General features: G+C 65.1%; 16 protein-coding genes. 8 read left to right on the top strand and 8 right to left on the bottom strand.

The features are described 5' to 3' along the window. Positions 1–14: 14 nt before the first annotated feature. The 4 genes from LQR33_RS08390 to LQR33_RS08375 form a co-directional block, all read right to left on the bottom strand. On the bottom strand, positions 15–1,304 hold the full coding sequence (locus LQR33_RS08390; protein WP_231468327.1) for a hypothetical protein: 1,290 nt from the start codon (positions 1,302–1,304) through the stop codon (positions 15–17). 153 nt (positions 1,305–1,457) lie between these two features. Beyond that, positions 1,458–2,735, bottom strand: coding sequence for a glutamate-1-semialdehyde 2,1-aminomutase (gene hemL, locus LQR33_RS08385; protein WP_221664558.1), 1,278 nt, complete (start codon positions 2,733–2,735; stop codon positions 1,458–1,460). Positions 2,736–2,820: 85 nt separating this feature from the next. Beyond that, entirely contained in the window at positions 2,821–5,004 is a 2,184-nt protein-coding gene (locus LQR33_RS08380) for a peptidase domain-containing ABC transporter (protein ID WP_231468325.1), read from the bottom strand. Between the two features lies 1 nt (position 5,005). Beyond that, complete coding sequence (locus LQR33_RS08375) at positions 5,006–6,256, bottom strand: HlyD family secretion protein (RefSeq protein WP_221664556.1); 1,251 nt, start codon at positions 6,254–6,256, stop codon at positions 5,006–5,008. Positions 6,257–6,753: 497 nt separating this feature from the next. Between LQR33_RS08375 and LQR33_RS08370 the strand changes: the two genes are divergently transcribed. The 5 genes from LQR33_RS08370 to LQR33_RS08350 all read left to right on the top strand — a co-directional run bounded on the left by LQR33_RS08370 (position 6,754) and on the right by LQR33_RS08350 (position 11,484). Further along, positions 6,754–6,924 (top strand): hypothetical protein, encoded by a 171-nt coding sequence (locus LQR33_RS08370; protein ID WP_221664555.1) that lies wholly within the window; start codon positions 6,754–6,756, stop codon positions 6,922–6,924. A 107-nt stretch (positions 6,925–7,031) separates the two neighbouring features. Next, complete coding sequence (locus LQR33_RS08365; protein ID WP_221668966.1) at positions 7,032–8,309, top strand: cupin domain-containing protein; 1,278 nt, start codon at positions 7,032–7,034, stop codon at positions 8,307–8,309. A gap of 34 nt (positions 8,310–8,343) precedes the next feature. Next, positions 8,344–9,645, top strand: coding sequence for a hypothetical protein (locus tag LQR33_RS08360; RefSeq protein ID WP_231468323.1), 1,302 nt, complete (start codon positions 8,344–8,346; stop codon positions 9,643–9,645). Between the two features lie 91 nt (positions 9,646–9,736). Beyond that, complete coding sequence (locus LQR33_RS08355) at positions 9,737–9,910, top strand: hypothetical protein (protein ID WP_021478861.1); 174 nt, start codon at positions 9,737–9,739, stop codon at positions 9,908–9,910. 188 nt (positions 9,911–10,098) lie between these two features. Next, on the top strand, positions 10,099–11,484 hold the full coding sequence (locus tag LQR33_RS08350) for a radical SAM/SPASM domain-containing protein (RefSeq protein ID WP_231176395.1): 1,386 nt from the start codon (positions 10,099–10,101) through the stop codon (positions 11,482–11,484). Positions 11,485–11,535: 51 nt separating this feature from the next. Here the strand turns inward: LQR33_RS08350 and LQR33_RS08345 are convergent, their stop codons facing one another. The 3 genes from LQR33_RS08345 to parC are packed head-to-tail and all read right to left on the bottom strand — an operon-like array spanning position 11,536 to position 16,752. Beyond that, a complete protein-coding gene (locus LQR33_RS08345) occupies positions 11,536–12,852 on the bottom strand; it encodes a sigma-54-dependent transcriptional regulator (RefSeq protein ID WP_166438835.1) in 1,317 nt (438 codons plus the stop codon). Further along, positions 12,845–14,401 (bottom strand): two-component system sensor histidine kinase NtrB, encoded by a 1,557-nt coding sequence (locus LQR33_RS08340; protein ID WP_166438869.1) that lies wholly within the window; start codon positions 14,399–14,401, stop codon positions 12,845–12,847. The genes LQR33_RS08345 and LQR33_RS08340 overlap by 8 nt, the downstream gene beginning before the upstream one ends. Further along, the gene (gene parC, locus LQR33_RS08335; RefSeq protein ID WP_231468321.1) at positions 14,401–16,752 is read right to left on the bottom strand and encodes a DNA topoisomerase IV subunit A; all 2,352 of its coding nucleotides are present in this window, start codon (positions 16,750–16,752) and stop codon (positions 14,401–14,403) included. The genes LQR33_RS08340 and parC overlap by 1 nt, the downstream gene beginning before the upstream one ends. Before the next feature lie 98 nt (positions 16,753–16,850). Here parC and LQR33_RS08330 point away from each other — a divergent pair, with 98 nt between their 5' ends. Beyond that, complete coding sequence (locus tag LQR33_RS08330; RefSeq protein ID WP_221664549.1) at positions 16,851–17,312, top strand: GNAT family N-acetyltransferase; 462 nt, start codon at positions 16,851–16,853, stop codon at positions 17,310–17,312. A 52-nt stretch (positions 17,313–17,364) separates the two neighbouring features. On the opposite strand, the gene LQR33_RS08325 is transcribed toward LQR33_RS08330, so the two are convergent. Beyond that, positions 17,365–19,992, bottom strand: coding sequence for a TonB-dependent receptor (locus LQR33_RS08325; RefSeq protein ID WP_166438833.1), 2,628 nt, complete (start codon positions 19,990–19,992; stop codon positions 17,365–17,367). A 405-nt stretch (positions 19,993–20,397) separates the two neighbouring features. On the opposite strand from LQR33_RS08325, the gene hemA reads away from it, so the two are divergent. Both hemA and prfA read left to right on the top strand, forming a co-directional pair. Further along, entirely contained in the window at positions 20,398–21,651 is a 1,254-nt protein-coding gene (gene hemA / locus LQR33_RS08320; protein ID WP_221664548.1) for a glutamyl-tRNA reductase, read from the top strand. Beyond that, positions 21,651–22,727 carry a peptide chain release factor 1 gene (prfA, locus tag LQR33_RS08315; protein WP_166438831.1) on the top strand — a complete coding sequence of 359 codons (1,077 nt, stop codon included), beginning with the start codon at positions 21,651–21,653 and terminating at the stop codon, positions 22,725–22,727. Before hemA ends, prfA begins: the two co-directional genes overlap by 1 nt. Positions 22,728–22,844 lie beyond the last annotated feature (117 nt).

The following is a 22,844-nucleotide window of genomic DNA, read 5'->3' as shown; positions in this document are numbered from 1 at the left end:
GCCGTTTCCATTCGCTACGCGCTGCCGCCGTCGCAGCCGCCGGCCTGGGTGGGGATGTTCAGCAGATGGATGAAGGCCTTGCCGTTCCAGCGCCACAAGCGGTCGCAAAAGCCCGCCGAGCCCACGCGCAGATCATGCACGCCCGCCGACACATCCCGGGTGCGGCGCACCTGGGCGGCCGGCATGCCCAGATTGGCGCGCAGGCGCCCCCCGCCATCGCGGACGAAAACCCAGACGGAAGCGCCGGCCGCGCCCGAGGTGCAGCCATTGCCGCCGCGCACCCATAATTGCTCTTGTCCGCCGTCGCGTTCGAAATGGCCATTCAACGGGTAAGGATCGTCGCAACCGTTCGCGCCGACGAATCCCGCCTCGCCATCCTCAGAGACGTAGCGCATGTCCAGCTGCGCCAATACATCTTGCAAATCGATCTCAGACAACTTGCGCCCCTTGCCGAATAAAGCCTCGTTGGCATCGGCCGCCAGCATGGCCGGCTCCTGGGCCTGCGCCTCGCGCTCCGGCCGCGTCGGCAGGCCGGCGCGCACCCGGCAATCGACATCGGCGCAGACATATTCCCAACGGCGGCGGTCGAAGCGGAAATCGAAACTGGCCAGCTGCTTGCCTTTGCCGTCGCGGACAATCGCCGACAAGGGATAGGCCGCGGCCTCGCCCCGGCCGCTGTCGAGCTGGTAGGCGAACTTCATCCCGGCGACGGTATCGGCGTCGCGGCCGAACACGTCGCCGCCGATTGCCACCACCTTATCGTCTTTGGGCGCGTAAAACTGCGGGAAATCCTCGGATGCGTCGCTTCCGGCGGCGAACCAGCCCATATAGCCGTCACGGGACAAACGCAGCAATTGCGCCTGGTCGGGGCCGGCGGCGCGGCGATTGAGGAAATCCAGCTCGCGGCTGCCGGCGATAGGCGCCAAGGTATCGGCGTCGGCGACGAAGGCGCCGACCAGACCGCTCAGGTCTTCGTCGCCCGCGCCGTCCTTGGCGCCGCTGGCCAACAAATACAGCCTCCGCTCGCGGCCGGCGGCGACGCGATCCAGCGCCACTGGCCGCAGGCAGTAATCGCCGCCGTCCTCGCGCAGATAATGCCAGCAGTCCCGCTGCGGATCGCGCTGCTCGCTGCCGTAAGCGCGGTTCATAATGGCCGCCGCCAGCCCGCGCGCGGATGCGTCGGCCAGCGCCAACCTCTCCACTTTGACCTGATCGCCGCCTCGCAGCAGCACGCCTCCGGCCAGGATCGCAACCGCCAGCACGACACCACCGGCGGCCAGGCGCAGCCTGGTCTTCCTTTCCATCCACATCCCCTTCACTGCCACTAATGTCCCGCGGACCCAGCGGGTCCGTATATTTTTTTCATTCGGGGCAATATTACCAATTCGCCCCGTTTTTTCCAGCGCAATGAAAAAAGGGAGCCGAAGCTCCCTGGTTCTTTACCTGCCGCTGATTATTCAGATGCTCGCGAAAGCCCTGCCGGCGGCGGCGAGGGTTTGCTCGATCATTTCATCGCTATGCGCGGCGGAGACGAAGCCGGCCTCGTAGGCTGACGGCGCGAAGTAGATGCCCTCGTCCAGCATCGCGTGGAAGAAGCGCTTGAAGCGCTCGATGTCGCAGCCGGTGGCTTCGGCGTAGGACTTGGGTGCCTTGTCGCTGAAATAGAAGCCGAACATGCCGCCGACGCTGTCGGTGGACAGCGTGACGCCGGCCTTCCTGGCTTCCTCCGCCAGACCCTGGGCCAGGCGGGCGGTGCGGCTGCCCAGCGTTTCATAGAATCCGGGCTGCTGGATCAGCTTCAACGTGGCGAGGCCGGCGGCGACGGACAGCGGGTTGCCGGACAGGGTGCCGGCCTGGTAGACGGTGCCCAGCGGCGCGATCTTGCCCATGATGTCGGCGCGGCCGCCGAAAGCCGCCAGCGGCATGCCGCCGCCCACCACCTTGCCCAGCGTGGTCAGATCCGGCGTGACGCCGTGCAGGCCCTGGGCGCAGCCTTTGGCCACGCGGAAGCCGGTCATCACTTCGTCGTAGATCAGCACCGCGCCGTGCTGTTCGGTCAGGCTGCGCAGCGCCTGGACGAATTCACGCGACGGCTGGATCAGATTCATATTGCCGGCGATCGGCTCCAGGATCACGCAGGCGATCTTGTCGCCGATTTCGGAGAAGGTGCGCGCCAACTGCTCTACGTCGTTGTACTGCAGCACCAGGGTGTGCTTGGTGAAGTCGGCCGGTACGCCGCCTGACGACGGGTTGCCGAAGGTCAGCAGGCCGGAGCCGGCCTTGACCAGCAGGCTGTCGGAATGGCCGTGATAGCAGCCCTCGAACTTGACGATCAGGTCGCGGCCGGTGAAGCCACGCGCCAGGCGGATCGCGGTCATGGTCGCCTCGGTGCCGGACGACACCAGGCGCACCTGCTCGACCGACGGCAGCAGCTTGCAGATTTCCTCGGCGATCACCACCTCGCCCTCGGTCGGCGCGCCGAACGACAGGCCGCCGACGGCGGCGTCCTGCACCGCCTTCACCACCTCGGGATGAGCGTGGCCGACGATGGCGGGTCCCCAGGAGCCGACATAATCCAGATACTGTTTGCCGTCGGCGTCCCAGAAATAGGCGCCCTCGGCGCGGGCGACGAAACGCGGCGTGCCGCCGACTTGGCCAAAGGCGCGCACCGGCGAATTGACGCCGCCGGGGATCACTTGCTTGCCACGTTCGAACAGTTCCAGATTGCGGGACATGAGGTTTTCCTTGTCTGGCGGCGCGGGCCGCGCCGCGGAATATGGGGATGCGCGGCGGAGCGTCTGCGGGTGCCGCCGGGCGCGATCATTCTACATGATCGCCGGCCCGCCCGGGACCGCCGCCGGCCCTCGCCCTCCGCTGTTCTGCCGCGGCCGCCGCCGGAGAATCCTGCACGATGCGCCCCTGTTCCAACACCACCACCCGCTCGGCCATGGCGATGGTTTCCGGCCGGTGGGCGACCAGAATGCGCGTCATGTCGATATCCCGCACCGCGGCGTTGACCAGCTGCTCGTTCCATACGTCCAGATGGCTGGTGGCCTCGTCCAGCACCAACAGCCGCGGCTGCTTGTACAGCGCCCGTGCCAGCAGCACGCGCTGTTTCTGGCCGCCGGACAGGCCGGAGCCGATGTCGCCGACCAGGGTGTTGTAGTTCATCGGCATCGCCATGATTTCGTCGTGGATGGCGGCGAAACCGGCGCAACGGCGGATGCGCTCCTGATCAGGTTGCGGATCGAAAAAGCAGATGTTGTCGGCGATGGAGCCGGAAAACAGCAGATCGTCCTGCATCACCGTGCCCAGCATCTGGCGATAATTGCCCAGGCCCAGCTGCCTGAGCGGCACGCCGCCCACCAGCACCTCGCCCTCGGTCGGCTCCATCAGGCCGAGGACCAGCTTCAGCAGCGTGGTCTTGCCGCAGCCGGAGGCGCCGGTGACGGCCAGGCACTGGCCGGCCGGAATCGCCAGGCTCAGCTCGCGCAGCACATAGGGCTCGCTGTCGGAATAGCGGAAGGAAACATTGCGCAGTTCGATCGCCGCCTGGACATGGGCCGGATCGATCTCGACATCGTTCAGTTCCGGCTCCGGCTCGGTCAGCAGGATGTCGGCGACGCGTTCGCCGTGCAGCCGCAGCATGCGCAGCTCGAACAACTTGTCTATCAGCGCGGCGATGCGCTGGCTGAACTGGTCCTTGTAGCTGAGGAAGGCGAACAGCATGCCCGCCGAGAAGCGGCCATCCATCACCGCCAGCGCCGCCAGCCACACCACGATCACCCGCTCGGCGTTGAACAGCAGCGCATTGGCGGTCTGGAACGACAGGCTGAGCCGGGCGATGCGCAAATCGGCGTTGAACTGCTCGGCCAACGCGTTCATCCAGCCTATGCGCCGCTCCTCCTGGCGGCCGAACAGCCGCACGCTCTGCGCGCCGCGCGCCGACTCGATGAAATGGGTGTTCTGCCGCGACGCGTGGATGATCTGCTCGGCGGTGGCCTCGCGCAGCGCGCGGAAGATGCTCCAGCGCAGCAGCGCGTACAGCGCCACCGCGATCAGGCTCACCATGGCCAGCGACGCGCTGTACAGCAGCATCACGATCAGCGTGGCGATCACCAGCAAACCATCGATCACCCCTTCCACGAACTGGGTGGTCAGGCTTTTCTGTATGGTCTGGATCGAGCCGAAACGCGAGGTGATGTCGCCCAGATGGCGCTTCTCGAACCACGGCAGCGGCAAACGCATCAGGTGGGCGAAGGCGTTGCCCAGCCACTGGAAATTGAGGCTGGTGGCCAGCGCCGTGGTCGCCCAGGAGCGCACCGCGCCGATCGCGGTCTGCAACAGCACCAGCAGCAGGAAGCCGATGCCCAGCACGGTGATCAGGTCGCGGTCGGCCGCCACCAGCGCCTCGTCCACCACCCACTGCAAATAGAACGGCGCGGCCAGCGCGCATACCTGCAGCGCCAGGCCCAGCAACAGCAACTGGAGCAAGCCGCCGCCCAGGCCGTCCACCCGGCCCATCAGCGACAGCAGGCTGAACTGCAGCTTCTCCTCGGTCTTGCGGAACGAGGTGTCCGGCGTCAACTCCAGCGCCACCCCGGTGAAATGCTTGGACGCCTCGTCCAGGCTCAGCTTGCGCTCGCCCACTCCCGGATCGTGGATGACGATGTGGCGCGCCGACACCTGTTTCAACACCACGAAATGGTTCATGTCCCAATGCAGCACGCAGGGCAGCTTCAACTGCGGCAGATGCTGCAGGTCCAGCTTCAGCGGCCGCGACGCCAAGCCCAGCCCCTGGGCCATCGCGATCAGGCTCTTCAGCGTGCTGCCCTTCAGCGACACCGAGAAACGGCGGCGCATATTTGCCAGATCGATGCGATGCCCCCAATAGCCGGCCACCATCGCCAGGCTGGCCAGGCCGCATTCGGCGGCCTCGGTCTGCAGCAGCAGCGGCAGCCGGCGGCGGCCCCAGAATCGCAAGGTCGGTTGCTGATAGCTCATCTCACACCTTTCCGCTGATGCTGTAGAGCGGCTCCAGCACCCATTCGTACAGCTTGCGCCGCTCCAGCAGCACGCTGGCGTCCAGCGCCATGCCGGCCTTCAACGACTGGTTCTGGCCATAGGTGATGACGCTCTGGCGCTCCAGCCTCACCCGCACCCGGTACAGCTGCTCGCCGGAGCCACCCTGGCCCCCGGGCAGGTACAGCTCCTCCGGCCGCAGCGCGCTGCGCGACACTTCGCGCACCGTGCCCTTGAACTGGCCGAACTTCTGGTAGGGATAAGCCTGGTAGCGGATCAGCACCGCCATGCCAGGCTTGACGAAACCGGCGGCGCGCGACGGCGCGTACAGTTCCGCCTCCAGCGGCGAGCCGGCCGGCGACAGATTCGCCAGCGTCTGTCCGGACGCCACGGTCTGCCCGGCCTGGGCGGCGATGCCGCTGACCATGCCGGCCTGCGGCGCGCGCACCAGCAATTTGCGCTTGGCTTCGTTCTCGGTCAGATCCTGCTCCAGCTCCGCCATGCCGCGCTGCGCCGCCGCCTCGTCGCGTTTGGCTTGCAGCTGCAGGTCGCCCAGATCGGACAAGGCCGCGTCATGCTCGCTCTGCAGGGCGGCGCGGCTGCGCTGGAGGTCGGCCAGCTTGGTCTGCTGGTCTATCACTTCCGCCTGCTTGTCCTGCAGCGCGGCGGCGGAGATGAACTGCGACGCCAGCAGCTTGCGGTTGCGCTGCAGCGTGTCCTCGGCCAGCGCCACCCGCCGCCGCTGCAGGCCGATCTGTTCGTCCATCCGCTGCAATTCGCGCGCCAGGTCGTCCGCCTTGCGCCGCAACGTCTCCTGTTTTTGCCTGGCCTGCATGCGCAGCATCGCCTGGTCCCCGGCCAGGCTGTCGCGCCGCGATTGCAGCAGCGCGGTGATCTCGCGCCCGGCGTCGCCGCGGGTGGCGCTCTCGCGCTCGTTGCCGAGCACGAACAGCACGTCGCCGGCCCGCACTTGCTGGCCCTCGCGCACCTTCACCTCGGCCACCACGCCGGACTGAGCCGGCTGCAGCCGGATCAGACCCAGGCTGGGCAGCAGCACGCCCGGCACCTGCGCCTTGCGGGTATAGCTGGCCAGGGAAAAGAACAGGACGATGGCGATGGCGATCAGCGCGAACACGCCGGTCAGCCAAGCGAAGCTGGCGGGACGCAGCAGCACGATGCGACCATAGCGCCGGTCTGAGGCGTGGCTGAGAGCGGCGGAACGAAAAAGTGGCACGGATAGGACGCCTTTGGTAGGCATGCCGCGCCGCGGCATGCGGAGATTCGAAACTCTATCATCAATTCCATTGGCATTTTAAGCGGCAAGAAACGCAGCCTGGCACTCCAACTCCATAACGTTTGGACGGCCGCCGCGGCGACTTGGTCTTCTTCTTTAAATTCTCATAACGGACTACATGCGCGCCACACTGTCCATTAGGACTGGCCGATAACCATCATTTCGAACAAGTTCCGCCTTCTCCATCCGCAATAACCATGCTGGGCAAGGATTACTGATCTGTTGCGCGATGCAGACAAGCCGCCCCGGTTCCGCCGTTGCCACGCATCCGTAATCGCCCGGGTTGCTCCCCCATCGGGGCCGTCCAATAGTTCACTGTCATCAATGGAATGATCCATACCTCTTCTCCCATCGGCCATCGCCAGGCCGCGGGATCCATATGATGACGCGTTCGGGCCGACCCCTGTCGACCCCCACACACGCAAAGGAGAAGCACCATGCAAACCGACAAGCAAGTGGAGCAGACCGAACTGGATCAGGACCAGGAAATCGCCGACATCCTCGGCATCACCGTCCTGTCCCCGCTGGAGGAAGGCGCGGTCAGCGGCGGCCTGGAACCCGTCCACACCGACGAGGACCACGTCCACGTCCACCCGAGCGCCAGCTAGACCGGCCCGGCTACCCCTGAGCCAGCGTCAGCCGCCCGGCTCCCCCTGGAGACCGGGCGTGCCACTTCCGCGCCGCACGCCAACGACCATTTCGGAGAGCCCGCTCAATGGACAAGCACACCGCAAGCTTCAGCGACGCATGGTGGGAGGACTTCCTGCACGAGTCCCGGCAACTGAGTAATCCGGTCGTATTCAAAGGCGCGCTCGACGACGGCCGGGTCGCCGCCTTCCGGCAAGCGGTGCTGGAACTTCTGGCCACGCGGGCCGCCCTGCGCGAACGTCCCTACGGCCTTCGCGTTTACGCCGCCGGACGGCTGTTGAACCGCGATGAGCTGGAGCGTTTCTATGACTGCCCGCCTCTGCCGGGAGAAAGCCTGGAAGCATGGGGCGGGCGGGCGTTTCCCGGCATGCCGTACGGCATCATTCTCAATGCCGGGGAGAAATTCCACCATCAACTCTCGCGCGAGATCGCGCTGCTGCTGGCGCCGTTATTCCAGAAAATCGGCCTGCCGCGGGACGGCGTCCAGTTCAGCATCTTCATCGGCGATTACGACAAAACCCCGCTCGGCGTACACCAGGACCTGCGCGGAGAGAACGTCATCCACTTCCACGTCGGCCCCGGCGCCAAGACCATGTATCTATGGGAGCCGGAGCGCTACCGCCAGCTGACGGAGGAAGAGGGGTTAGCCAAACGCGACTTCGCCGCGCTCAAACCCTATGCCAGAACCTTCCACTTCGAAGCCGGCGACCTGTTCTTCATGCCGGAAGGCACCTTCCACATCGGCGAGCAGAGCGAGCTGTCCATCGGCATCACCGTCTGGCAATACACCCACACCAACCAGGCGATGGCAAAGAACCTGCACGCCTTTCTGCTCAAACAGCTGGATGGCGAAGCGGACGACGCCATTGTCCACGATCCTTCACCGCCGGACGACGCCCGAGCGCTGGACGCCATCCTCGCCAAGCGGCGGCTGCCGGAGGAATACCGCGGGCGGGACTACGACCAGTTGCTGCGCCTGGCTTATCTGGACTGGCGCCACTGTCTGGCCAGCAACGCCGGCTACCGCAGCCCGCCGTTTCCACGGGAAGACAAGGCCAGCCTGGCGCCTGACGACCGGGTACAGGCGGAAACGCCGTACCGGATGCTGACGCGCGACACGACGCCGGGACGGATGGCCGTCTACGTGCGCGGCAACAAGCTGGAAATGAACCGCCACCCCGGCCTGATCGCGATGCTGGACCGGCTGAACCAGGGCCAGGCCTGCGCCGTGGCCGAACTGCTGGGCCTGCTGGACCCGCGCTGGCCGGCCAAGGTTGGCTTGCATCTGCTGGGCGAGCTGCTCCATTGGCGCGGCATCCGCCAGCTGGATGCGCCAACGGGCTGACTTCCGTCTCCACATCCGCGCCAGGGACCCGAACATGAACCATCCCAGCGAGAACGAAACGATGGACAACAGCCTTTCACCCGCCCGGCTGCGGCAGCAATTCGACGCCGGCTGGTGGAGCGGCTTCCTAGCCCGAACCGAGCAGATGAGCCAGCCCTGCGTCTTCGATGACGCGCTGGACGCCTGCCAGGCCCGCGCCATGCGCCGCCAGGTGCTGGACATCCTGGCCGAGCTCGGCCAGGTGCACAAGGCGAAATACGGTTACCGCCTGTGGCTGGACGGTCTGAAGGTCGATGAACTCGACGCGCACTTCGCCCTGCATCCGCTGCCGCACGAGAATGTGGAAGACTGGGTGGGCCGCGCCTTCGGCGAACGCAAGTTCGGCATCATTCTGAACCGCGGCGAGAAGTTCAGCCCCGGCCTGTCCCAGGCGATCGCGCACATTCTGGAACCGGCGCTGAAGACGATAGGCATGCCGACCGAAGGCATCCTGTTCACCGTGTTCATCGGCAATTACGACATGACGCCGCTGGGCATACACAAAGACTCGCCCGGCAAGAGCGTGATCCACTTCCACCTCGGACCAGGCCCTAAAACCATGTACACCTGGCGCGACGACGACTATGTCACCGCGCCCGGCCAGAAGCGCCACAACAATCGGGACATCGCGCCGCACCTGCCCAGCGCAGTCCGCCACACCTTCGGCGAGGGCCAGCTCTACTTCATGCCGGAAAACATGTTCCACCTGGGCACTCAGGACCAGCTGTCCATCAGCATCGCCTGCTGGTTCTACAACCGCTCCGATCACGACTTCGCCTGTGAACTGCTGCACCGCGTCCGGGAAGCCCATCTGCGGCCATCCGGGATCATGCTGAAGGCCGACCGGCGGCCGATAGACGATATCGGCACCGTCGAATCCGCGCTGTCGCTGCTGGCGCTGCCGAGCGACGGCGATCTGCGCGCGCTGATGCGCGATGTCTATCGCGACCTGCGCTACTCGCTGTTCAGCAATGGCGGCTACCGCAACAGCCCGGTGCCGCGCGAGGACAAACCCGCGATGCATGCCGACAGCCGCATCGCCATCGAACCGCCGTACCGGATGCTGTGCCGCCCGGCGCCGAAGGCCGGCCGGCTGGAGCTCTATGTGCGCGGCACCAAGATCTCGCTCGGCAGCTTCCCGGGGCTGGAGGGCATCGTCGACAGGTTGAACGGCGGCGGCAAACTCGCCGTCGCAGACATCGTCGCGATGGTCGACGACCCGCTGGCCGAAAAGAAAGTCCACTACCTGCTCGGCCTGCTGCACCGTTATCGCGGCATCGCCGTCACGCCGGACTGATCGCGGACCGATTCCGGCACATCCTTTGCCATGCGACCGATCCGGGCTTGATGTCGCAAAACTAGCAGCCTGAGCCACTTAGGAGACGCATATGAAGAATCAGAGCTTGCAAACCATGCTGGACGAGCTGGGCGAAGAATCGTCGTCGACCATGCACGAAATCGCCGACCAGGACCTGGAATTCGTTTCCGGCGGCGAAATGGAAGAGGATCCGACGCAATGCGACTCGGGTTATGTCAGGTGTGACAAGGGCTTCTCCGGCTAAGGCAGTCCCAGCCGGCTGACTGTGGAGGGCCGGATTCGGCGCGCCGCGCGAAGCGGGGAAATACGCGATGCGCCCTTCAGCCCGCCGCTCCGAAACGACAAAGGCGGCCCGCCCCAGGCCATGGCAGTGGCCGGGCCGCCTGCGTCGCCCGCATGGCCTTGCCGTTCCGATGACCTGGGAGAGCCAGCATGCATGGCGAATACGTTCTGTCCCGATACCTGATCGCCTCGGACATCGTCAGTCCGGCCCACCATCCCGATCCTTCCCGCCTGCTGTTCGCCAGCCGGACCGGCAAGTCGCTGCTGGTCAAGGAAAGGATCTATCGCAGCCTGCTCGCCGGCGAGTTCGACCGCATCGATCAGGCGACGCTGCTGCAATTGCGGGCCGACGAGGTGCTGGTCCCGCCCACCAGCGACGAATTCCTGGACCTGCTGGAAAAGAACCAGCGCGGCATACGCGAAACCCATACCCTCAGCCTGACATTGCAGCCTACAGCCAATTGCCAGCTGGGCTGCGGATACTGCGGCCAGCAGCACGTCAAAAAGAACCTGGATAACGACACCTCCGCCCGCATCGTCGCCCGCATCATGGACACGCTGCGGCGCAAGTCCTACACCAGGCTGGCGATCAACTGGTATGGCGGCGAACCCATTCTGGCGCTGAAGCAGATAGAGGACATCAGCGGCCAGTTGATTGAACAATGCGGGCCGGCCGGCGTCCATTTCTTCGCCTCCATGGTCACCAACGGGCTCAGCTTCAAACCCGACGTGTATCTGCGCCTGCAGCGACAACGCGTCAACAGCTTCCAGATCACGCTGGACGGCATCGGCCACACCCACGACCTGATGCGGCCGGTCAAGGCCGGCGGCGGCAGTTTCGACATCATCCTGCAAAATCTGGTCGACGTGACCGGCATGCCCGAATTCAGCGCCAATCGCAGCGGCGTCACAATCCGCATCAATATCAACCGCCACAACCAGGACAAGGTTGCCGATCTGATAGACCTGCTGGCCGATCGGGGGCTGGCGGCGCGCAATGTGGGGCTGGATTTTCGCCCGGTGGTGGATTGGGGCGGCAACCAGGCCGACCGCGACAGCCTGGCGGCGGCGGACTTCGCCGCGCGGGAAATAGACTGGACGGCGCATGCGATCCGGCGGGGTTTTGAATTCGACCGCATCCTGCCGGCCCGCTCCATCGCGCCCTGCATGGTGGTGATGCCCGACGCCGAGGTCTATGACGCCTACGGCAATATCTACCCCTGCTACGAGTTTCCGTATACGCCCAAATACGATGCGCCCAAATACAAGATCGGCCACATCCGCACCATAGACCAGGCGCGCAACGATAAGGCCGTTACCCGCGAATGGTACGCCGACATCCAGACTGGCCTATCGCCCTGTCCCCGCTGCCCGCTGTTTCCGGTATGCGGCGGCGGCTGCGCCAAGCTGTGGTACAACGGCGAAACTGGCTGCCCATCGTTCAAATTGAACCTTCCCGAGCGGCTGGTGCTGGATTACTGGATGCGCAAGCGGAAGCGCCGGCAAGCTGCCGAGCCGGCGCCGGCAGCCGTCTAGGCTCGACGGGAAAGAAGAGCGGCCATCCTACGCATCCCTATGCGACCGCGCCTACTTCACCCCCAGCCTCTCCATCCGGTAGCGCAATGAGCGGAAAGTGACGCCCAGTTTTTTCGCGGCCTGGGTACGGTTGTAGCGGGTGCCTTCCAGCGCCTTGACGATGGCTTCTCGCTCGACTCGATCCAGATAGTCCTGCAGCGGCTCGTCGCTGCCGAGCTCCGGCGCATAGTCGGCGCAAGGAGTCAGCTGCAGGTCGGCGCGGGACAGCGTGTGGCCGGCGGCCAGGGCCACCGCCCGCTCCAGAATGTTTTCCAGTTCGCGGAAGTTGCCTGGGTAGGCATAGTCCAGCAGCGCGCGGCGCGCGTCTGCCGACAACTGCGGCGCGGCCGGGCCGCCGAAGCGCTGCAGCAGCCTGTCGGCGAACAAGGGAATGTCGTCGCGCAGCTCCCGCAATGGCGGCATCTTCAGCGGCAGGACATTGAGACGGTAATACAGATCCTGGCGGAACTGCCCCGAGTCCACCCGCGCCGCCAGATCGCGGTGGGTGGCGCAGATGATGCGGACGTCCAAGGCCTCTTCCTGGCTGGCGCCCAGCTTGCGCACCGTCTTTTCCTGGATCGCGCGCAGCAGCTTCACCTGCATCGCTAGCGGCAGCTCCGCCACTTCGTCCAGGAACAGCGTGCCGCCCTGGGCCTGCTGGAAAAAGCCGTCGCGGTCGGCGTCGGCGCCGGTGAAGGCGCCCTTGCGGCAGCCGAAGAATTCGCTCTCCATCAAGGCTTCCGGAATCGCGCCGCAGTTGACGGCGACGAAGGGCTTGTCCGCGCGCGGCCCCAGTTCGTGGATCAGGCGCGCCGCCTGTTCCTTGCCGGTGCCGGACTCGCCGCCGATATACACCGCAGCCTGGCTGCGCGACAGCTTGTCCGCCAGCCGCAGCGCCTCCTGGATCGCCGGCGACTCGCCGAGCAGCCTTTGCTGCGCAACCGCCTTGGCGACCGGCGTTTCCACCTTCAACGCGGTCTTCACCAGACTGCGCAGCTGCGCCAGGCTGACTGGCTTCTGCAAATAGTCGAACGCGCCGGCCTTCATCGCCCGAACCGCGTTGTCGGCGCTGCCGTAGGCGGTGATCACGGCGATGGGCACGTCCAGCCCGGCCTCGCCGATGTGGTTGACCACGTCCAATCCCTCGCCGTCCGGCAGCCGCATATCGGTCAGCGCCAGATCGAAGCCGCCGGCGTCCAGCGCGGCGCGCGCTTCGGCCACGCTGCCGGCGCATGCCGGCGCGAGGCCCATTTTCAGCAAGGTCAGCTCCAGCAGCTCCCGGATGTCCGGCTCGTCGTCGACGATCAATACGCGCAGTGTCTTAGTCATGGGCCAGGTGACAGATCAGCCGGAAAACGCCGCCGGGCGGGCTGTAGTCCAGCCGCGCGCCGTTGGCCTCGGCCAACTCGCGGGCGATGTACAGACCCAGGCCGCTGCCGGCGCTTTCCGTGGTGAAAAAGGGTTCGAACAGCCGCGCCTGGTCGGCTTCGGCCACGCCGGGGCCGTCGTCGATCACGCGCAGGATCAGGTGGTTTTCGGCGACGCCGGCCTGCAGCCGCACCGAGCCGGGCCGGCGGCTGCCGTGGCGCCAGGCGTTGGCCAGCAGATTGCCCAGTATCTGGGCCAGATGGCCGCGGTCGAAGCTCAACCGGCAATCGTCGGCCAACTCGCAGCGCACGGCGCCGGCAGCTTCAGGCTGCGACATCGAGAAATGCTCGAGCTGCTGGACGACGAAGGGGGCGAGTTCTATCGGTTCGCGGCGGACGCGGTCTCGCCGGCCCAGCGTCAGCACATCCTCCACCATGCCGTTGATGCGGCGGGCGTTGTCCTGGACGATGCGCAGCAGGCGCTGCCGCGCCGGGTCGGTCTCATCCTCGGCCAGCAGGTCGCCGGCATGGCTGATGGCGGACAGCGGATTGCGGATCTCATGCGCGATATTGGCGGTGAGGCGGCCCAGCGCCGCCAGCTTCACCCGCTTGGCTTCCTCGGCCATGTCGGCCATGTCGCGCATGAACAGCACTACGCCGCGCATCTGGCCTTCAGGCACCGGCACCGGCACCAGCCGCCCCACCAGCTGGCGGCCGCGCGCGCTGTGCTCGACGAAGGTGGACAGCGCCGGCGAGCCGTCGTCGCGCCAGCGGCTCACCAGCGGCAGCAGCTCGGGCAACAGCTGGCCGCGCTGCAGCCGGTTGAAATAGCGTTCCGCCTGCAGGTTGAACTGGCGCAGGTGGCCGTCCTCGTCCAGCACCACCACCGCGTCGCGCTGGCTTTGCAGGATCAGTTCGTTCAGGTGGTGGAGGTTGGCGATCTCGCCGCCGCGCTGCGCCGCCAGTTCCTCCGACGCCCGCGCCATCCGGCCCAGTCGCCAGGTGGCGATGGCGGTGACGAAGCAGGCGGAAGCCAGCAGCGCGCTGTAGGACAAGTCAAACTGGCGGGCCAAGCCCAGCCAGTGCTCAAAACCGGAATAGCTGAACAGCGCCAGCGTGGCGATCGCGGCGTAGAACAACGCATAGCGGCCAGTGGACAACAGACCGGCGGCGGCGAGGTAGGGCAGCAGCAGCAGGCCAAAGCCGCCGTGGATGCCGTCGTTCATCGCCATCAACCATACCATCATCGCGATGTCGGCAGCGATGGCCAACGTCAGCTGCAGCGTGTGGCCCAACTTGCCTTCGCGCAACAGATACCAGATGCCGATCAGCAACAGGTAGATGCCGGACCAGGCGTAGAACTGCCGGCTGCCCTCGATCAGCGACTGGCCGTCGCTGCCGGGCAGCAGCGACAGCGTGAACAGCACCAGCAGCAGCAACGCGCGGAAGCCGTTGACGAACAACAAGGCGGCGCGGGGACTGAGCGTTTGCGGCTGGGCTGTCCTGAACATCACATCGGCAGCTCCCGGATCGCGCCCACCAGCCACTTCTTGGGCATCAGCTTGCCTTTCTTGGCGCGCTTGCCGACGAACTCCTCCAGCGCCAGCTTCTCGTCGGCCGCTTTGCCGCGGACGGAGGTGGTGGACAGCAACGCCTTGTCGCCGGCCACCAGGCCGACCGCGGTCATCGCCGCGCCGTCGTCCAGCGCCATCAGCATCAGGCCGCGGCCCTTGGCCAGCTCTTTCAGCTCGGCCGCGGGGAAGGCCAGCAGGCGGCCGCTGTCGCTGGCGGCCACCAGTTGCAGTTGCTCCAGCGGCGCGGCGGGCAGCCTCACCGGCGCCAGCACCGTTTCCTTGTCGTCCAGCGTGATGAAGGCCTTGCCGGCCTTCACCCGTCCGGCCATGTCGCCGATCTTGGCGATGAAGCCGTAGCCGCCGCTGCCGGCCACCACGAACTTATCCTCGTCGCGGCCGGAAATCAGCTGCGCCGGCTTGGCGCCGTCCTGCAGGTCCACCAAGGACGCCACCGGCACGCCGTCGCCGCGGCCGGTCGGCACCGTGGCCGGATCGATGGTGTAGGCGCGGCCGTTGTGGTCGAGCACGATGGCGTTCCACACCGTGCGCGTCTCCACCACCGCCGCCAGCTCGTCGCCATCCTTGAAGCTCAGCGTTTCCAGCTCCACGTTGTGGCCGACGCGGGCGCGGATCCAGCCCTTCTGCGACAGGATCAGCGTCACCGGCTCGTCGGCGGTGGTCTGGGTCAGCACCGCGCGCTCGGCGGCCTTGATCTCGCTGCGGCGCTTGTCGCCGTACTTGGCGGCGTCGGCCTGGATTTCGTCTCGGATCAGGCGGGTCAGCGCGTCCGGGGTGTCCAAGATGTGGCGCAGGCCCTCACGCTCCTCGCGCAGATCGGACAGTTCCTTCTCCAGCTTGAAGCCTTCCAGCCGCGCCAATTGGCGCAGGCGGATTTCCAGGATGTCCTCGGCCTGGATCTCGGTGAGGCCGAAGGCCTTGATCAGGTCAGGCTTGGGCTCGTCCGACTCGCGGATCACCCGGATCACTTCATCGATGTGGATGAAGGCGACCATCCGGCCTTCCAGGATGTGGATGCGCTTGTCCACCTGGGCCAGGCGGTGCGCCAGCCGACGGGTGACCGTGGCGCGGCGGAAGTCTATCCACTCGGTAAGAATCGGCTTCAGGCCCTTCTGCCCCGGCCGGCCATCCAGGCCTATCATCACCAGGTTCATCGAGGCGTTGCCTTCCAGGCTGGTTTGCGCCAGCAGGATGTTCATGAATTCGTCCGGGTCCTGGCGGCTGGACTTGGGCTCGAACACCAGCCGCACCGGGCTTTGGCTGTCGGACTCGTCGCGGACGCGGTCCAGCAGGTCCAGCATCAGCTTCTTCAGGTTCTGCTGATCCTGCGATAGCTGCTTCTTGCCGGCCTTCAGCTTGGGATTGGTCGCTTCCTCAATCTCCGCCAGCACCTTCTGCGCCGACGAGCCGGGCGGCAATTCGGTGACGATGGCGCGCCACTGGCCGCGCGCCAGCTTGTCGATTTCCCACTTGGCGCGCACCCGCACGCTGCCCCTGCCGGTTTCGTAGGCGGCCAGGATGTCGGCGGCCGGGGTGATGATCTGGCCGCCGCCGGGAAAGTCCGGGCCCGGCACGTATTGCATCAACGCCGCGGTATCGAGCGTCGGATCGTCCAGCAACGCCACGCAGGCGGCGGCCACCTCGGTCAGATTGTGCGGCGGGATTTCCGTCGCCATGCCGACGGCGATGCCGGAGGCGCCGTTGAGCAGCACCATCGGCAGCCGGGCCGGCAGCAGCGACGGCTCTTCGAAGGCGCCGTCATAATTGGGGACGAAGTCCACCGTGCCCATGTCGATCTCGGACAACAAGAGCTCGGCAATCGGCGTCAGCCGCGCCTCGGTGTAACGCATCGCCGCCGCGCCGTCGCCGTCGCGGGAACCGAAGTTGCCCTGGCCGTCGATCAGCGGATAGCGCAGCGTGAAGTCCTGCGCCATCCGCACCAGCGCCTCATAAGCCGAGCTGTCGCCGTGCGGGTGGTATTTACCCAGGATTTCGCCCACCACGCGGGCCGACTTCACCGGCTTGGCGCCGTGGACCAGGCCCATGTCGCGCATCGCGTACAGGATGCGGCGCTGCACCGGCTTCTGGCCGTCGGCCACCTCCGGCAGCGCGCGGCCCTTGACCACGCTCATCGCGTATTCCAGATAGGCGCGCTCGGCGTAGAGGTCGAGCGGAATCCAGTCGCCGCCGACGGTATCCGGCGCGGCGGGCGGCGGCGGCAGGTTATCGCCGGCAGCGTCCGGCTGGGCGAAGAGATCGTGGTCGTTCATATTCTTGATGTTGGTGTCTTGATCTGGATAAGGGCATATGGCCGCGCCGGATGGCATAACATCGAGGGCGACCGTTACCGGGATGAGGGGATTCTACTATGGCAAACAAGATAGCGTGGCACTGCCACGGTTTCGACGGCTTCACGCCGCTCGCGCTGTACCAGGCGCTGCAACTGCGCGACCAAGTGTTCGTGGTGGAGCAGCAGTCGATCTACGGCGACGTGGACGGCGTGGACACCCGCTGCCTGCACCTGTCCGGCCGCGACGACGCCGGCCGGCTGCTCGCCTACGCGCGCTTGATCGCCCCGGGCGAAAAATACCCGGACGCGGCGGCCATCGGCCGGGTGGTGGTGGCGCCGGAAGCGCGCGGCCGAGGCCTGGGCAAGGCGCTGATGGAGCAGGCTGTGGCGCAGTGCCAGGCCCACTTCCCGGATGCGCCCGTCATGCTGTCGGCCCAGGTGGACGCCAGCGCGCTCTACGCGTCATTCGGCTTCCAGCAGGTTTCGGAGCCATACGACGACGGCGGGATTCTGCATGTGGACATGAGGCGGGTAGACTGAGGCGAAAACGCAAACAGCCACCCGGAGGTGGCTGTCTGGCAGAACGGAACTATCAGAACTTGTAGTTGACGTTCACATAGTAGGTTCGGCCCCACAAATCGGTCGAACTGCCGGAGAAGGTGCCCGGCGTCTGGCCGTTGATGAAGTACGGCGGAATGCGGTTGCCGATGTTCTTGATGCCGCCGCCCACCGTCAGTTTTTTCAGCGGTGAAACGCTGAAGTCAACGTCGAAAGCGGTATACGACGGTATCCGCGCCGGTTTGCCCTTCAACAAGCGAGGGCTGCTGCTGGCTTGCGTCAGATCCTTATAACCAGCATAGCTGCGAGCGGTCACGCCAGCCGAAAACTTATTGATGCTGTATTCGGCGGTGAACACATTCTTCCAACGCGGTTGGATCGCATAATCCACTTCTTCCAGCCACGGATCGGATGCGAGCTTGTGATCCTTGTAGCTCAGCAGGCGGCTATGCTGGTTTTCCAGCTTCACCTTGCCGAAACTACCCAGAGACCAGCTGTAGCTCAAATCGAAGTCCAGGCCGGAAGTGGTCAGGCCGCCCGCATTCTGGTACGGGGTATTGATGTAGTCGATTTCGCCCAACTGGCCGGCAGGAGCCGGTTTGCGCACGATAGCGCCGGGGTACTTGCTCGGGTTGTTGACCACATCGTCCGTATCGAGCGCATTGATGACATTCTTCTGGTTGATCCGGTAGAAGTCGACAGAGGCGTACAGATCCTTGATGGGTTGCAGCACCATGCCCAGGCTGAAGCTGTCATTGGTTTCCGGCTGCAGGTTGGGGTTGCCGCCACTGCGGATTTGAGTGCTGGTGGGCGTGCAATTGGAAACATGCTGTTGATCGCACAGCGCCTGATCAGTCACCGAGTCATAAGCGGTACGGTTCAGACGCAGTTGCGAGAACGATGGCGCCTTGAAGCCCGAGGTGGCGGAACCGCGGAACATCACTTCCTTCAGGGGGCGATACGTGAAGGCGATCTTCGGATTGATAGTGTTGCCGAAGTCGTTGTAATGGTCGGCGCGCAGCGCCAATTGCACTTCCAGGTTCTTGACCACCGGCAGGTTCAGCTCGCTATAAGCCGCGAAAATGCTGTGGCTGGCGTTCAGGTAGGACTGCGGTCCCGCATTCAGAACTAGCCCTTGCTGCGAGTAATCGCTGGGTATGCTCTCCAGCGTCTCGCGCCACCATTGGATGCCTGCGGCGAAGCCGGCCGCGCCGCCCGGCAGCTGGAACAGCTCGCTCTTGGATGCTTTCAGCTCCAAGGCTTGCAGGCTGGTCGAGGCGGTATCGGTCGTCAGCACCTGGTAAGGCGTCAGGCTGGAGGCCGGATTGCCATGAATGAACGGATTGTAGGTCGGGCCGCTGGGGTTGCCCGTCTGCAGAGAATCCGTCAGCGAGGTCAGATAGGACTGGTTTTTATTGGTGATATTGTTGCCGCTGAAGTTGACGGAAGCGTCGTAATCCCAGTCCTTGTAGTAGGTGGAATAACCAAATACGGCGTGATAGGTATTGCTGGTCGAATCGACGTCCCGGCCCCAGCCCTCATTCAGGCCGCGGTAGACGGTGATGCTGTCCTTGCCGGGCGTGAACGGCTGCTGAGCCTGCAACGCGGAGATCAACTTAGGATCCGTCGGATAGGCCGCATCGCCCGGATTCAGCTTGACGCCATTGAGGAAATTGTTGCCGCCGCGCAGAGCGGTGTTGGACTGGTTGAAGCCCAGCTCCATGTAGAACTGGCTATCGGCGTCCAGCTTTCTGGTCAGCGTGGTCAACAGACCGTAACGGCTGGTGCGAGGAGAAACCTGAGCGTCTTCCTGATCGTAGTCGATCGGGCAGATCGTGGAGCCATTGCCCTTGGTCACCAAGGATTTTTGGCAATACGGCATCGCATAGTACGGTTTGGACGACGGATCGGTCGACCAACCGCCCCACGTGCTCAGATAGCGATTATCGGCGCCGCCGAAGCGACGGAAATCGCGGGTCTTGATCGCTTCATGCTTGCTGTAGAACACGGGCTCGCGATGATAGGCGTCGAAAGACACCATAAGGTTGTAGCCATCCTTGTCCAGATCGCCTACGCCCGCCGAAACGCCTGCCGCCTGTTCTTTGCCATCCCCTGCTTGCGTCTGGCCATAGCGGGCATAGGTATCAACGCCTTGGTAATTGCGCTTGGTCTTGAAATTGATCACGCCGGCCACGGCATCGGAGCCATAAATCGCCGACGCGCCATCGCGCAGGATTTCCACCGACTCGATGACGGACAGCGGCAGCGTATTCAGATCCGTGAAAGCGTCAGTACCGCTTTCCAACTGCGCGTAAGTCGCCAACCGGCGGCCATTCAACAGCACCAGCGTGTACTTGTCGTTCATGCCACGCAGGCCAGCGTGGGCCGCGCCAGGCACGAAACTATTGCTGTCAGTGCCTGAAGTGACGCCATTCACCGCAGTCAAGGTTTCCAGCAGCTGGACAACCGTGGATGCACCGGTCTTGGCGATGTCTTCTTTCTTCAGCACTTCAACCGGCAGCGCGCCTTGGGAGGCGATCCGCTTGATATTGGAACCGGTGATCGTCACCCGTTCCAGTTGGCTGTCTTCCGCGGCGTGCGCAAAGCCGCTGCCCAGCAGGCCGATCGCGGCGATCGCCTGGGCAAGAGTCTTGACTCTCATCTCGTTTCCCTTTGTTCATCACGGTGTTTGCGCTGCGTGGGCGCAAATCTATGCCGTCGTTGTCACATGGCTGCAACACGGCGGCAGGGAATGAAAATGGCATCAAAACATGTCAACGGCAAATGGTTTGCCTTGCCGCCTCTCGCCAGAAAGAGCGGAGAAGCAGCGTCCCCATTTGTTAATCCATTGATGAAAAGTGTGTTTTTCCATTAACACCTCTCAATATTCAGCGCGAAGACTGTGTCAACAAAACAACAAGTTGTCATGATCCCCATTCTTCACCCAATCATTCCGGTCAGGCGGCCTCATCGGGCCAGCCAAACCCATGCTCGCGTCACGCCTCGCGGGACGGCATCGGCGACTTAGGCTAAAATGTCCTGTTTTCGTCCCGCGGCGTTTCCGCCCATGCATCTGCTTGCCTTCGGACTCAACCATCACACCGCACCGCTGTCGATACGGGAAAAGCTGGCCTTCCCGGCCGAAACCCTGCCGCGCGCGCTGGAAAGTCTGCTGGCCTCGCAGGCTGCGCGGGAGGCGGCCATCGTCTCCACCTGCAACCGCACCGAGATCTACTGCAGCAGCCCGGATCCGCACGCCGCGCTGGACTGGCTGTGCCAGTTCCACGGCCTGAACCGGACCGAGCTGGAGCCGTATCTGTACCGGCTGGAAGCGTCCCAGGCCGCGCGCCACGCCTTCCGCGTCGCGTCGGGGCTGGACTCGATGGTGCTGGGCGAGACGCAGATCCTGGGCCAGCTGAAGGACGCGGTGCGCAGCGCCGAACACGCCGGCACCCTGGGCACGCTGCTGAACGGACTGTTCCAGCGCACATTCGCGGTGGCCAAGGAAGTGCGGTCCAACACCGCGGTCGGTTCCAGCTCGGTGTCGATGTCGGCGGCGGCGGTGAAGCTGGCGGAGCAGATCTTTCCGTCCATCGCCGAACTGAACGTGCTGTTCGTCGGCGCCGGCGAGATGATCGAGCTGGTGGCCACCCACTTCGCCGCCCGCAACCCGTCCTGTATCACCGTGGCCAACCGCACGCTGGAGCGCGGGCAACGGCTGGCCGAGCAGTTCGGCGGCAATGCCGTCACGCTGGCCGAGCTGCCGGAAACGCTGGCGCGCTACGACGTGGTGGTGACCTCCACCGCCAGCCAGTTGCCCATCATCGGCAAGGGCATGGTGGAGCGGGCGATCAAGGCGCGCCGCCATCGGCCGATGTTCATGCTGGACCTCGCCGTGCCGCGCGACGTCGAACTGGAGGTGGGCAAGCTGGACGACGTGTTCCTGTACAGCGTCGACGACATCGCCGGCATCGTCGAAGTAGGCAAGGAGGCGCGGCAGAGCGCCGCCGAAGAGGCCGAAACCATCATCCAGACGCGGGTGGCGGAGTTCACCGACTGGCTGAAGAAACGAGAAACCGTGCCGCTGATCCGCGCCTTGCGCGACGAGGCCGACCGCGCCCGGCGCCACGCGCTGGAAGGCGCGATGAAGCAACTGGCGCGCGGCGACGCGCCGGAAAAAGTGCTGGAGGCCCTGTCCGTCCAGCTGACCAACAAACTGATGCACCCGCCGACCCAGGCCCTGTCCTCGGGCAGCGGCGCGGAGCATGACGCGCAGGTGCAAGCCATCGCGCGGCTTTACCGTTTACACCCGGAGTCGTAATGAAAGCGTCTATCGCGGCCAGGCTCGCCCAGCTGGCCGACCGTCTGGAAGAGGTAACCCACCTGCTTGCCAGCGAAACGGCCACCCAGGACATGGAGGCCTTCCGCAAACTCACCCGCGAACACGCCGAGCTGACGCCGGTGGTGGAAACCTTCGCCGCCTACCGGCAGTGCGAGGGCGACATCGCCGCTGCCGAGGACATGCTGGCCGATCCGGAAATGAAGGAATTCGCCCAGGCGGAAATCGCCGAGGGCAAGGACAGGCTGGAAGCGCTGGACTTCGAGCTGCAGAAACTGCTGCTGCCCAAGGATCCCAACGACGACAAGAACATCTTCCTGGAAATCCGCGCCGGCACCGGCGGCGACGAGGCGGCGCTGTTCGCGGCCGACCTGCTGCGCATGTACACCCGCTACGCCGAGCGCAACCGCTGGCAGGTGGAGATCGTGTCCGCCAGCGAGTCCGATCTGGGCGGCTACAAGGAAGCCATCGTCCGCCTGGTGGGCCAGGGCGCGTACTCGCGGCTGAAGTTCGAATCCGGCGGCCACCGCGTGCAGCGCGTGCCGGCCACCGAAACCCAGGGCCGCATCCACACCAGCGCCTGCACGGTGGCGGTGATGGCCGAGGCCGACGAGATCGCCGAGGTGGTGCTGAACCCGGCCGACCTGCGCATCGATACGTTCAGAGCCAGCGGCGCCGGGGGCCAGCACATCAACAAGACCGACTCGGCGGTGCGCATCACCCACCTGCCGACGGGGATTGTGGCGGAGTGTCAGGACGGCCGCTCGCAGCACGCCAACAAGGCCAGCGCGATGCAAGTTTTGGCGGCGCGCATCTACGACATCCAGCTGCGCGAAAAGAACCAGAAGGAAGCCGCCGAGCGCAAGAGCCTGATCGGCTCCGGCGACCGCTCCGAGCGCATCCGCACCTACAACTATCCGCAAGGCCGCATCACCGACCATCGCATCAACCTGACGCTGTACAAGCTGGATCAGGTGATGGACGGCGACCTGGTCGAACTGACCAGCGCGCTGATCGCCGAACAGCAGGCGGAGCTGCTGGCCGCGCTGGGCGACTGAAACGATTGCCGCGCGCCATCGTCGGCGTTAGAATCATTGCCTGAAAAAGACGGGCCGCTCGCGGCCCGTGTCCATCCGGACCGCCGTGCCGGACGGACTTTTTTCTCCGAAACTTGA

Origin of the sequence: Chromobacterium piscinae (assembly GCF_021129175.1) — a bacterium.
Classification (GTDB): domain Bacteria; phylum Pseudomonadota; class Gammaproteobacteria; order Burkholderiales; family Chromobacteriaceae; genus Chromobacterium; species Chromobacterium piscinae.
This window is presented reverse-complemented; position numbering and strand designations above follow the sequence as displayed.

Coding starts and splice junctions, on each gene's coding strand:
- LQR33_RS08390 (WP_231468327.1), bottom strand. CDS start 1,304: ATGGAAAGGAAGACCAGGCTGCGCCTGGCCGCCGGTGGTGTCGTGCTG.
- hemL (WP_221664558.1), bottom strand. CDS start 2,735: ATGTCCCGCAATCTGGAACTGTTCGAACGTGGCAAGCAAGTGATCCCC.
- LQR33_RS08380 (WP_231468325.1), bottom strand. CDS start 5,004: ATGAGCTATCAGCAACCGACCTTGCGATTCTGGGGCCGCCGCCGGCTG.
- LQR33_RS08370 (WP_221664555.1), top strand. CDS start 6,754: ATGCAAACCGACAAGCAAGTGGAGCAGACCGAACTGGATCAGGACCAG.
- LQR33_RS08365 (WP_221668966.1), top strand. CDS start 7,032: ATGGACAAGCACACCGCAAGCTTCAGCGACGCATGGTGGGAGGACTTC.
- LQR33_RS08360 (WP_231468323.1), top strand. CDS start 8,344: ATGAACCATCCCAGCGAGAACGAAACGATGGACAACAGCCTTTCACCC.
- LQR33_RS08355 (WP_021478861.1), top strand. CDS start 9,737: ATGAAGAATCAGAGCTTGCAAACCATGCTGGACGAGCTGGGCGAAGAA.
- LQR33_RS08350 (WP_231176395.1), top strand. CDS start 10,099: ATGCATGGCGAATACGTTCTGTCCCGATACCTGATCGCCTCGGACATC.
- LQR33_RS08345 (WP_166438835.1), bottom strand. CDS start 12,852: ATGACTAAGACACTGCGCGTATTGATCGTCGACGACGAGCCGGACATC.
- LQR33_RS08340 (WP_166438869.1), bottom strand. CDS start 14,401: ATGTTCAGGACAGCCCAGCCGCAAACGCTCAGTCCCCGCGCCGCCTTG.
- parC (WP_231468321.1), bottom strand. CDS start 16,752: ATGAACGACCACGATCTCTTCGCCCAGCCGGACGCTGCCGGCGATAAC.
- LQR33_RS08330 (WP_221664549.1), top strand. CDS start 16,851: ATGGCAAACAAGATAGCGTGGCACTGCCACGGTTTCGACGGCTTCACG.
- LQR33_RS08325 (WP_166438833.1), bottom strand. CDS start 19,992: ATGAGAGTCAAGACTCTTGCCCAGGCGATCGCCGCGATCGGCCTGCTG.
- hemA (WP_221664548.1), top strand. CDS start 20,398: ATGCATCTGCTTGCCTTCGGACTCAACCATCACACCGCACCGCTGTCG.
- prfA (WP_166438831.1), top strand. CDS start 21,651: ATGAAAGCGTCTATCGCGGCCAGGCTCGCCCAGCTGGCCGACCGTCTG.